Origin of the sequence: Streptococcus mitis SK575 (assembly GCF_000257865.1) — a bacterium.
In the GTDB taxonomy this organism is placed as follows: Bacteria; Bacillota; Bacilli; order Lactobacillales; family Streptococcaceae; genus Streptococcus; species Streptococcus mitis_CQ.
Genome location: NZ_AICU01000068.1, coordinates 1 through 11389, shown reverse-complemented (window position 1 = coordinate 11389; position 11389 = coordinate 1). Strand labels below are relative to the sequence as shown.

At 42.0% G+C, this 11389-nt stretch carries 11 protein-coding genes; 8 read left to right on the top strand and 3 right to left on the bottom strand.

What is annotated here, in order from left to right; translation table 11 throughout:
* Nucleotides 1-40: 40 nt before the first annotated feature.
* Nucleotides 41-853: a Cof-type HAD-IIB family hydrolase gene (locus HMPREF1048_RS08645; protein ID WP_000162339.1), complete on the bottom strand. Its 813-nt coding sequence runs from the start codon at nt 851-853 to the stop codon at nt 41-43.
* 188 nt (nt 854-1041) lie between these two features.
* Between HMPREF1048_RS08645 and HMPREF1048_RS08640 the strand changes: the two genes are divergently transcribed.
* From HMPREF1048_RS08640 to folK, 6 genes are all read left to right on the top strand, one after another.
* On the top strand, nt 1042-2460 hold the full coding sequence (locus HMPREF1048_RS08640; RefSeq protein WP_000359258.1) for an NCS2 family permease: 1419 nt from the start codon (nt 1042-1044) through the stop codon (nt 2458-2460).
* A 104-nt stretch (nt 2461-2564) separates the two neighbouring features.
* Nucleotides 2565-3272, top strand: coding sequence for a CPBP family intramembrane glutamic endopeptidase (locus tag HMPREF1048_RS08635; RefSeq protein WP_000592383.1), 708 nt, complete (start codon nt 2565-2567; stop codon nt 3270-3272).
* A gap of 93 nt (nt 3273-3365) precedes the next feature.
* Nucleotides 3366-4343: a dihydropteroate synthase gene (gene folP / locus HMPREF1048_RS08630; RefSeq protein WP_000978148.1), complete on the top strand. Its 978-nt coding sequence runs from the start codon at nt 3366-3368 to the stop codon at nt 4341-4343.
* A gap of 1 nt (nt 4344) precedes the next feature.
* Entirely contained in the window at nt 4345-5667 is a 1323-nt protein-coding gene (locus HMPREF1048_RS08625) for a bifunctional folylpolyglutamate synthase/dihydrofolate synthase (RefSeq protein ID WP_000658384.1), read from the top strand.
* A complete protein-coding gene (gene folE / locus HMPREF1048_RS08620; RefSeq protein WP_000380931.1) occupies nt 5648-6202 on the top strand; it encodes a GTP cyclohydrolase I FolE in 555 nt (184 codons plus the stop codon). The genes HMPREF1048_RS08625 and folE overlap by 20 nt, the downstream gene beginning before the upstream one ends.
* Before the next feature lie 158 nt (nt 6203-6360).
* Nucleotides 6361-7173 (top strand): 2-amino-4-hydroxy-6-hydroxymethyldihydropteridine diphosphokinase, encoded by an 813-nt coding sequence (folK, locus tag HMPREF1048_RS08615; protein ID WP_000372514.1) that lies wholly within the window; start codon nt 6361-6363, stop codon nt 7171-7173.
* A gap of 185 nt (nt 7174-7358) precedes the next feature.
* Here folK and HMPREF1048_RS08610 read toward each other — a convergent pair whose 3' ends face one another.
* Entirely contained in the window at nt 7359-7676 is a 318-nt protein-coding gene (locus HMPREF1048_RS08610; protein ID WP_000886035.1) for a DUF960 domain-containing protein, read from the bottom strand.
* A 235-nt stretch (nt 7677-7911) separates the two neighbouring features.
* On the opposite strand from HMPREF1048_RS08610, the gene ccpA reads away from it, so the two are divergent.
* The gene (gene ccpA, locus HMPREF1048_RS08605) at nt 7912-8922 is read left to right on the top strand and encodes a catabolite control protein A (protein ID WP_001090627.1); all 1011 of its coding nucleotides are present in this window, start codon (nt 7912-7914) and stop codon (nt 8920-8922) included.
* A 52-nt stretch (nt 8923-8974) separates the two neighbouring features.
* Here ccpA and HMPREF1048_RS08600 read toward each other — a convergent pair whose 3' ends face one another.
* The gene (locus tag HMPREF1048_RS08600) at nt 8975-9937 is read right to left on the bottom strand and encodes an asparaginase (protein WP_001124770.1); all 963 of its coding nucleotides are present in this window, start codon (nt 9935-9937) and stop codon (nt 8975-8977) included.
* Nucleotides 9938-10002: 65 nt separating this feature from the next.
* Here HMPREF1048_RS08600 and HMPREF1048_RS08595 point away from each other — a divergent pair.
* A partial coding sequence (locus HMPREF1048_RS08595) for a Cof-type HAD-IIB family hydrolase (protein ID WP_000453113.1) occupies nt 10003-11389 on the top strand: 1387 nt, incomplete at its 3' end.

Genomic DNA, 11389 nt, shown 5'->3' with positions numbered 1-11389 from the left:
CCTAGTTTGCTCTTTGATTTTCATTGAGTATCAGTATAGGTTATAAGAATAAGTCTTGCAGGGTTTTGGCAACACCGTCTTGGTCATTTGTCAAGGAAATTTGCTCATCTGCATAGGGGAGTAGCTCAGGATTGGCATTTTTCATTGCATAACCTTTCCCAGCAAAAGCGAGCATTTCGGTATCGTTGTGTTCATCTCCAAAGGCAATCAAATCATTTTTGTCACGGTTCATTACCTTGAGCAAGTAGTCCAAAGCAAAGGCCTTGTTGACACCTTTTGGTGTACACTCAAGGATATTGAGCGGACCTCCCCAGGTATTAATAGAAAGTTGATGTTGGTAGAAGGTGTTCATTTCTTTTGCCAAGGCATATTTGTCACTGGCTCTGGTCTGCAACAGAATACAGTTAGGATCCTTGATTACCAACTCAGGCTGAAGTTGATCTTCAGGCTGGAAAGCTTCCACACCAAATAGTTTGGGATTGGCAATTTCTTCATTAGGATTTGTAATGTAGAATTTTTTACGGTATTCTCCAGCGATAAAATCGGCTTGAATGTCCTCTGAACGTCGAACCATGTCTAAAAGATATTTCTTGTCTACCGTTAAACACTTTTCAAAGTCCCAAACTTGGTCTGGTAAATGAGTAAGGGAGCCGTTGAAATTAATCATAGGAGTGTCTAAGCCTAGTTCACGGTAAAAATCTTTTGACATACGGTAAGGGCGACCTGTCGTAATAATAACCTGATGGCCTTTTTCAGTAACTTTTTTAATGATTTCTTTGGTAAAGTCAGAAATCTGACTGTCTGAGTTGAGCAGGGTTCCATCTAGGTCAACTGCAATAATTTTTTTCGTCATATGAACCTTTCTAGTGTCTTTCCAGATAAGATGTCTACTATTATAGCAAAAAGCAGAGAGAAAAGCAGATTCCAAACAAAAAAGAAATTCCATCATTTTATTAAATAAATCAAACAAAGATATTGAAAAAGTGAATGATAAATGATATAATTCTACTATTGTTCGTAAAAATTAAAAGGAGATTGATAATGGACAAATTATTTAAACTAAAAGAGAACGGTACAGACGTTCGTACAGAGGTTCTCGCTGGTTTAACAACTTTCTTTGCAATGAGTTATATTCTCTTTGTAAACCCACAAATTCTTTCGCAAACAGGAATGCCTGCTCAGGGTGTCTTCCTCGCAACGATTATCGGTGCAGTTGCTGGTACCCTGATGATGGCCTTCTACGCCAACTTGCCATATGCTCAAGCGCCAGGTATGGGGCTTAATGCCTTTTTTACCTTCACAGTCGTATTTGGACTTGGTTATTCTTGGCAAGAAGCCCTAGCTATGGTCTTCATCTGTGGGATTATCTCATTGATTATTACCTTGACAAATGTTCGTAAAATGATCATTGAATCGATTCCAAATGCCCTTCGCTCAGCTATTTCAGCTGGTATCGGTGTTTTCCTTGCCTATGTGGGAATTAAGAATGCTGGACTTTTGAAATTCTCTATCGATCCAGGCAATTATACGGTTGCAGGAGAAGGAGCTGACAAGGCTCAAGCAGCGATTACAGCAAACTCTTCAGCAGTTCCAGGATTGGTCAGCTTTAATAATCCAGCTGTTTTGGTGGCTCTTGCAGGACTTGCTATCACAATTTTCTTTGTTATCAAAGGAATTAAAGGGGGAATTATCCTCTCTATCTTGACAACAACTGTTCTTGCTATTGCAGTTGGTTTGGTAGATTTGTCTAGTATCGATTTTGCTAATAACCATGTTGGTGCAGCCTTTGAAGACTTGAAGACAGTTTTTGGTGCAGCTCTTGGTTCAGAAGGTTTGGGAGCTTTGATTTCAGATACAGCTCGCTTGCCTGAAACTCTGATGGCTATTCTTGCCTTCTCATTGACAGATATTTTTGACACAATTGGTACCTTGATCGGTACAGGTGAAAAAGTTGGTATCGTAGCGACAAATGGTGAAAATCACCAATCAGCTAAGTTGGACAAGGCACTTTACTCTGACTTGATTGGTACTTCAATTGGTGCCATCGCTGGTACTTCGAACGTAACGACTTATATTGAGTCTGCTGCTGGTATCGGTGCAGGTGGACGTACTGGTTTGACAGCCTTGGTTGTAGCAATCTGTTTTGCAATTTCAAGCTTCTTTAGTCCACTTCTAGCGATTGTACCAACAGCCGCTACAGCTCCAATCTTGATTATCGTTGGGATTATGATGTTGGCTAGCTTGAAAAATATCCATTGGGACGATATGTCTGAAGCGGTTCCTGCTTTCTTCACATCTATCTTTATGGGATTCAGCTACTCTATCACCCAAGGGATTGCAGTTGGTTTCTTGACTTACACTTTGACTAAGCTTGTCAAAGGTCAAGCTAAAGATATTCATGTCATGATTTGGATTTTGGATGCCTTGTTTATCCTTAACTATATCAGCATGGCACTATAAATGCTATAATATAAAAAGGGGTTCTCCCCTTTTTATATTATAGTTACTTGAAAATTGCTTCAAACTAGGTAGGTGATTTTGATTGAATGGTAGGAGTATGATTGATGATAAAAAAGAATATTTGGGGTGAAGTATTAAACAGGGTGAAGTGGTTAATAATCTTTCTAGTAGGGCTTTTGTTTTCTCAGCTTCCTTTAGCCCTAGCAACTTTTCTAACTAGCAGAAAATTTCCACTGCTTCAAGCTGGACTATTAGTAGGGGCCTTATCTCTTGTGGTTTTAACTGTATTTATAATAGGTGCTAGGAAAACACAGTTGGCTAGTTTTGGTTTATCGTTTTTCAAGGCTAAGGATTTGGCTAGATTGGCCTTAAGCTATCTAGTGATTCTTGCCTTTAATATTCTTGGTGTGGTCTTGCTACGTTTGATGAATGAAACAACAACCAGCAATCAATCAAATATTAATGATTTGGTCCAGAATAGTTCCTTAATTTCCAGTTTTTTCTTACTGGTTCTAATAGCTCCTATTTGTGAGGAGATTTTATGTCGAGGAGTGATTCCTAAAAAACTCTTTCGTGGTAAAGAAAATGTGGGTTATATAGTCGGTGCTATTATCTTTGCCTTGCTTCATTTACCGACAAATCTACCTTCTCTTCTTATCTATGGAGGAATGTCAACTGTGCTAACTTGGACAGTTTATAAAACCCAACGTTTGGAAATGTCTATCTTACTTCACATGATTGTTAATGGGGTTGTTTTCTGTTTGTTGGCTCTCGTGGTGATTTTGAGTCGGACATTAGGGATTTCTGTTTAAGATTTTTGACAATTGCTTACTTGTTTCTACTGGGAAAAAGATGAATGCAATCGTGTACATCTTTTTCTTTTTATGGTAAAATAGAGAAATAATATGATGAAAAGCCTTGAGGGAGTGACCGATATGTCAAGTAAAGCAAATTATGCAAGAACAGCTATTTGCGGAATTATCAATGTAACCCCAGACTCCTTTTCGGACGGTGGTCAATTTTTTGCTCTTGAGCAGGCACTCCAGCAGGCTCGTAAATTGATAGCAGAAGGGGCTAGCATGCTAGATATCGGCGGAGAATCGACTCGGCCGGGAAGTAGTAGCTATGTTGAGATAGAAGAGGAGATCCAGCGTGTGGTTCCAGTGATTAAAGCTATTCGCAAGGAAAGTGATGTCCTCATCTCCATTGATACTTGGAAAAGTCAAGTAGCAGAAGCTGCTTTGGCTGCTGGAGCCAATCTAGTCAATGATATTACAGGCCTCATGGGAGATGAAAAAATGGCGGATGTGGTTGCTAAGGCTGGTGCGAAAGTAGTCATCATGTTTAATCCAGTTATGGCACGACCTCAGCACCCTAGCTCGCTCATCTTCCCTCATTTTGGTTTTGGTCAAGCTTTTACAGTGGAAGAGTTAGCGGACTTTGAAAAATTGCCAATCGAAGACTTGATGGAGGCTTTCTTTGAACGAGCTCTAGCGAGAGCAAATCAAGCTGGAATTGCACAAGGAAATATCCTGTTGGATCCGGGAATCGGCTTTGGTCTGACCAAGAAAGAAAATCTGCTTCTTTTACGGGACTTGGATAAACTACATCAGAAAGGCTATCCAATCTTTCTTGGAGTTTCGCGTAAGCGGTTTGTCATCAATATCCTAGAAGAAAATGGTTTTGAAGTCAATCCTGAGACAGAACTTGGTTTCCGCAATCGAGATACGGCTTCGGCTCATGTAACCAGTATTGCTGCGAGACAGGGTGTAGAAGTGGTGCGCGTGCATGATGTAGCTAGTCACAGGATGGCAGTTGAAATTGCCTCCGCCATTCGTCTAGCTGATGATGCGGAAAATTTAGATTTAAAACAATATAAATAAGATGAAAGAAATTGAAAATAATCAGTGGATTGCCCACTATCGGACCGACCAACCGCATTTTGGCTTGGAACGCATGGTGGAATTGTTAGCTTTGCGTGGAAATCCCCATCTCAAACTCAAGGTTATCCATATCGGAGGAACCAATGGCAAGGGGTCTACCATTGCTTTTTTGAAAAATATGCTGGAAAAGCTAGGCCTGAGAGTTGGTGTTTTCAGCTCGCCCTATCTCATTCATTACACAGATCAGATTAGCATCAATGGAGAATCTATCCCAGAGGCTAGATTAGAAGCCCTCATGGCAGACTATCAGTCTTTGCTGGAGGGGGGAGCGGCCGCTAGTTTACAGGGCACAACCGAGTTTGAGATTATCACAGCCATAGCCTATGACTACTTTGCTTCAGAGCGAGTAGATGTGGCTATCATGGAAGTGGGCATGGGTGGACTTCTAGATAGTACAAATGTCTGTCAGCCAATTTTAACAGGCATCACAACCATTGGACTGGACCATGTAGCCCTACTTGGTGACACCTTGGAGGCCATAGCAGAGCAGAAGGCTGGTATTATCAAACAAGGTATTCCCTTGGTAACAGGTCGTATCGCTCCAGAAGCTTTGGCTGTAATTGACCGCATTGCGGAAGGGAAAGCTGCGCCGAGATTTGCCTACGGGACAGATTATCAGGTTCGTCATCAAGAAAGTGTGGTGACAGGGGAAGTCTTTGACTATACCAGTTCTGTCAGACAAGGGCGCTTCCAGACTAGCCTGCTTGGTTTGCACCAGATAGAGAATGCTGGGATGGCCATAGCTTTACTTGATACTTTTTGTAAAGAAGATGGTCGAGAGTTACCAGCTAATACTTTGCTTGCTCAAGCCTTGGGAGAAACAAGTTGGCCAGGGCGTTTGGAAGTTGTGTCTAGTGACCCCTTGATGATCTTGGATGGAGCCCACAATCCCCATGCTATCAAGGCTTTATTAGCAACCTTGCAAGAACGCTTTGCGGATTATCATAAGGAAATCCTCTTTACTTGTATCAAAACCAAGGCCTTGGAGGATATGTTGGACTTGTTGGAGCAAATCCCAGATACCGAGCTTACCCTGACACATTTTGACGATAGTCGGGCGACTGATGAAAGCGTGCTGAAAGAGGCAGCTAAGTCTAGAAATCTCAGCTACCAAGATTGGCAGGATTTTCTAGAGCAGAAATTGACAGATAAAAAAGAAGAGAAAAAAACAGTTAGGATTGTCACGGGTTCCTTGTATTTCTTGAGCCAAGTGAGAGCCTATCTGATGGAGAGGAAGAACGAAAATGGATACACAAAAGATTGAAACAGCTGTAAAAATGATTATCGAGGCTGTGGGAGAGGACGCTAACCGCGAGGGCTTGCAGGAAACACCTGCTCGTGTCGCTCGTATGTACCAAGAGATTTTTTCAGGTCTTGGTCAAACAGCGGAGGAACATTTGTCAAAATCCTTTGAGATTATTGACGATAACATGGTAGTAGAAAAGGATATCTTTTTCCATACCATGTGTGAACACCACTTCTTGCCATTTTATGGGAGAGCACATATTGCCTACATTCCAGATGGTCGTGTGGCAGGTTTGTCTAAGCTAGCCCGTACGGTTGAAGTTTATTCTAAAAAGCCGCAAATTCAAGAACGTTTGAATATCGAAGTAGCCGATGCCTTGATGGACTATCTAGGTGCTAAAGGAGCCTTTGTTGTCATTGAGGCGGAGCATATGTGTATGAGTATGCGTGGTGTCAGAAAACCAGGCACAGCAACCTTGACGACAGTAGCTCGTGGTCTATTTGAAACAGATAAGGACCTCCGAGACCAGGCTTATCGTTTAATGGGACTATAATACTCTTTGAAAATCAAAATCAAACCACGTCAGCTTCCATCTGCAACCTCAAAACAGTGTTTTGAGCAGCCTGCGGCTAGCTTCCTAGTTTGCACTTTGATTTTCATTGACTATAAAAAGAATCCGCTTGAAGCGGATTTTTCTAGAAAGGAATCATTATGGATCAACTGCAGATTAAGGATTTGGAAATTTTTGCCTATCATGGTCTTTTTCCTAGTGAGAAAGAATTGGGGCAGAAGTTTGTCGTTTCAGCCATCCTATCCTATGATATGACCAAGGCGGCTACAGACTTGGATTTAACAGCTTCTGTCCATTACGGAGAACTGTGTCAGCAGTGGACGACTTGGTTTCAGGAAACGAGTGAAGATTTGATTGAAACGGTAGCTTATAAACTGGTGGAACGTACTTTTGAGGCTTATCCTCTTGTCCAAGAAATTAAGTTGGAACTGAAAAAACCTTGGGCACCGGTGCATTTGCCACTAGATACTTGCTCGGTAACCATTCATCGCCGCAAGCAACGGGCCTTTATCGCCCTAGGAAGCAATATGGGAGATAAGCGAGAAAACTTGAAACAAGCCATTGAGAAAATGCGAAATCGAGGTATCCATATTCTCAAAGAGTCCAGTGTCTTGACGACGGAGCCTTGGGGTTGTGTGGAGCAGGATAGCTTTACCAATCAAGTGGTTGAAGTAGAAACATGGTTGCCTGCCCAAGTGCTATTAGAGACCTTGTTAGCTATTGAGTCAGAGATGGGACGGGTGAGAGAAGTACATTGGGGACCTCGTTTGATTGATTTGGACTTGCTCTTTGTGGAGGACCAGATCCTTTATACAGATGACCTTATCTTGCCTCATCCTTACATAGCGGAACGCCTTTTTGTCCTTGAGTCCTTACAGGAAATTGCGCCTCATTTTATCCATCCTACATTAAAGCAACCGATCCGCAACTTGTATAATGCTTTGAAAAAATAAAAAAACTCTAGTTTTCAGTCACTTGCAACTGAAGGCTAGAGTTTTTATACTCTTCGAAAATCTCTTCAAACCACGTCAGCGTCGCCTTACCGTAGGTATGGTTAAGTTCTATCCACAACTTCAAAACAGTGTTTTGAGCAGCTTGCGGCTAGCTTCCTAGTTTGCTCTTTGATTTTCATTGAGTATTAAAATAGGTCATTTTCTTCTGGGAGGAGGATAGTCTCTCTACCGTCCATGTCTAAAACTAGGACTCTGGGGGGATAAAGAGGGTCGAAAGGGTGGTTGAAGTCAAAATCAATGGCTGTAGGGAGATGTTGACTTGAGAAGTGGAAGGTAATTTTTCCTTGGTTATTAAGCAATTGAAACTCAAGTTCTTCTTCCAATTCAAAGACATTTTTTAAGAAATGGTCGATGATATACCAAAAAGAGTCAATAACGTCATCAGGCAAGCTGGTAACAATGCCAAAACTAGCTGACCGCATGTGGGTATTGGTAAAAGCCATATTTCTGCCCCCTTTCTTTTCCCTTATCATACAGCAAATAGGATTAAAAATCAAGAAAAGGTAATTTTTTCTTCATAAACATAGCTTTCTATGAAATTTTTTCAAATAATCTTCAAAAAAGCTTGAAAGTGTTTACAAATAGTGATAAAATGGAATAAGTAGAACTATGAAAACGAAATTTTCATACCGTCTCTTTTTTGGAGTCTCGTGAGGTATGATATAGAAAGGAAATGGAATGAATACAGACGATACAGTAACGATTTATGATGTCGCCCGTGAAGCAGGAGTTTCAATGGCGACGGTTAGCCGTGTAGTCAATGGCAATAAGAATGTAAAAGAGAATACTCGTAAAAAAGTGCTTGAGGTGATTGATCGTTTGGATTACCGTCCAAATGCTGTGGCGCGTGGTCTTGCAAGTAAAAAGACAACCACTGTCGGTGTGGTGATCCCAAATATTACCAATGGCTATTTCTCAACGCTTGCTAAAGGGATTGACGATATCGCTGAAATGTACAAGTACAATATCGTCCTTGCTAATAGTGATGAGGATGATGACAAGGAAGTTTCAGTTGTCAATACCCTGTTTTCTAAGCAGGTAGATGGTATCATCTTTATGGGGTACCACTTGACTGAAAAAATTCGTTCAGAGTTTTCTCGTTCTCGAACACCAGTTGTTCTTGCAGGAACTGTGGATGTAGAACATCAGCTTCCAAGTGTCAATATTGACTACAAACAAGCAACGATTGATGCAGTAACCTACCTTGCTAAAGAAAATGAGCGCATTGCTTTCGTTAGCGGTCCACTAGTGGATGACATCAATGGTAAGGTTCGTTTGGTTGGCTACAAGGAAGCCTTGAAAAAAGCAGGAATTTCTTATAGCGAAGGATTGGTATTTGAATCCAAATACACTTATGAAGATGGCTATGCCTTGGCAGAACGCTTGATTTCATCAAATGCAACTGCAGCAGTTGTAACAGGTGATGAGTTGGCAGCAGGAGTCTTGAACGGCCTTGCTGATAAGGGTGTGTCTGTGCCAGAAGAGTTTGAAATCATTACTAGTGATGATTCACAAATCTCACGCTTTACCCGTCCAAACTTGACCACTATTGCCCAACCTCTTTATGACCTTGGTGCCATTAGTATGCGTATGTTGACTAAGATTATGCACAAGGAAGAGTTGGAAGAACGTGAAGTTCTCTTACCTCATGGTTTGACAGAACGTCGCTCAACACGAAAACGTAAATAGAAAAATCAGGGAGTCGTGTAGATTTCCTGATTTTGCTTTCTGGAGAAGAGACTTACCCTTCCATATAGTCTTTCAAAGCCTGCCCTGTTAGTCCGGCATTGAGGGCAATGAGGAGTTTCAAACGGGCTTTTTGGGCGTTGAGTTCTTTAACAAAGAAGACACCAGATTTTTGCAACTGCACGCCCCCACCTTGGTAGGCATAAACAGGCTCAGCGATACCGTTAAAGCATCGGGAAACCAGGGCGACTGGGATTCCTTTTTGCAGAAGGCTTTCTAATTTTTGAGCCGTTTCTTTGGGAATATTACCAGCACCGAAGGCTTGGATAATCAAACCGTCCAATTGTTCCAAATCAAGCATATCAATCAGCTCATCTGTCATACCAGCATAAGCAGAGATGATAGGGACTAATCCTTGTATGTGATCAAGGTCAAAGCGGACACGGGGTTCAGCTGTTTTAAAGTAGAGGATTTCGTGTTTCATGATGAGGCCAAGTGGCCCGTGTGTTGGAGTCTGGAAGGTGCTGACGTTAGTCGTATGTGTTTTGGTGACATACTTGGCAGCGTGGATTTCATCGTTCATAACGACCAAAACTCCTTTATCAGCAGCCCTGTCATCGCTAGCCACCCTTAAAGCACTCAGATAATTATAAACACCGTCACTACCGAGTTCGTTGGAGCTGCGCATGGCACCTGTTAAAACGATAGGCATATGGGGAACTTCCATGGTGTCAAGGAAATAGGCTGTTTCTTCCAAAGTATCGGTTCCGTGTGTAATTACTACACCATCGTAGTTATCTGCTTCCTCTTTGATTTTTTGGTAGAGGGTCAGCATATGTTTGGGTTTGATATGGGGGCTTGGTAGGTTAAAAAAGTCTAAAGCGTGGACTTGGATTCCTTCGAGGGGATTGGACACATGGTTCATGGGATTATCTGAACTCGTCACAACAGCACCAGAAGCATCGGCCTGCATGGAAATAGTCCCACCCGTATGTAAAACAAGGATTTTCTTAGGCATGATTTACTCACTCTTTCTGAAATGTGGTATAATCATTGTATCACAAAAGGGGAGATTGGGATAGGATGGAAGTCAAAGCTGTTTTTTTTGATATCGATGGAACCTTGGTCAACGATCGCAAGAGTGTTTTGAAATCCACTAAGGACGCGATTAAAATCGTCAAAGAACAAGGGGTACTTGTCGGCGTAGCGACAGGACGAGGACCTTTTTTTGTTAAGGAATTGATGGACGATTTGGATTTGGACTTTGCGGTAACCTATAATGGCCAGTATATCTTTACTAAAGACAGAGTCTTGTTCACGAGCCCGATTTCTAAGTTACACTTGCGCCAGCTCATTACTTATGCTAAAAAAGAGGGCAAGGAGATTGCCCTAGGGACCAAGGATGCCATGCTAGGTTCTAAAATCATGTCTTTTGGTCTGGGTTCTTTTTCTCAACGAATCAGTCGCTTCGTTCCCTCTGTTTTAACTCGGACGGTGAGTCATTCCTTTAATCGCATGGTCAGCAAGGTTGTTCCCCAAAAGGAAGAAGACCTGCTTCATCTGATGAATCAGCCTATCTACCAAGTTTTGATGCTGATGACGCCAGAAGAATCTGAGAAGGCGGCAGCTGATTTTGAAGACTTGAAATTGACACGTAGCAATCCATTTGCAGCAGATGTCATCAATCAAGGAAATTCAAAATTGGAAGGTATACGCCGAGTCGGAAAAGAATATGGCTTTGACCTCAACCAAGTCATGGCCTTTGGTGACTCAGATAACGACCTAGAAATGCTGGCAGGTGTTGGGATGTCGGTTGCTATGGGAAATGGTAGTAGCAGTGTCAAGGAAGTTGCTAAGCACATTACCACCAGCAATCAGCAAGACGGAATCCATAAGGCCTTGGAACATTTTGGTGTTTTGTCTTCAGAAAAAGTCTTTGTCAGCCGTGACTATCATTTCAATAAGGTCAAGACCTTCCACCACATGATGGATGAACGGACCCAAGAAGAACCTCGAGCTTGGGATTTAGAAGGTGCAACCCATAGGGCTGGTTTTAAAATAGAAGAATTGGTGGAGTTTGTTCGAGCTGCCAGCACTTCTGAAGAGGACTTTGGTCAAGCTCTATCGCAACTTCATCAAGCTCTTGATAAGGCGGCAGATAAGGTAGCTAAGAAGACACCTGCCCAGCAAGATTTGGTAGGGCAGGTGGATGCCCTGATTGACACGCTTTATTTTACCTACGGTAGTTTTGTCTTGATGGGGGTGGACCCAGAACGTATTTTTGACATTGTTCATCAGGCCAATATGGGGAAAATTTTCCCAGATGGCAAGGCTCATTTTGATCCAGTGACCCACAAAATCTTAAAACCAGATGATTGGGAAGAAAAATATGCTCCAGAACCCGCGATTAAAAAGGAACTGAAGCGCCAGCTCAAGGCTTACGAACGCCATAAAGAGAGAAATAATACTC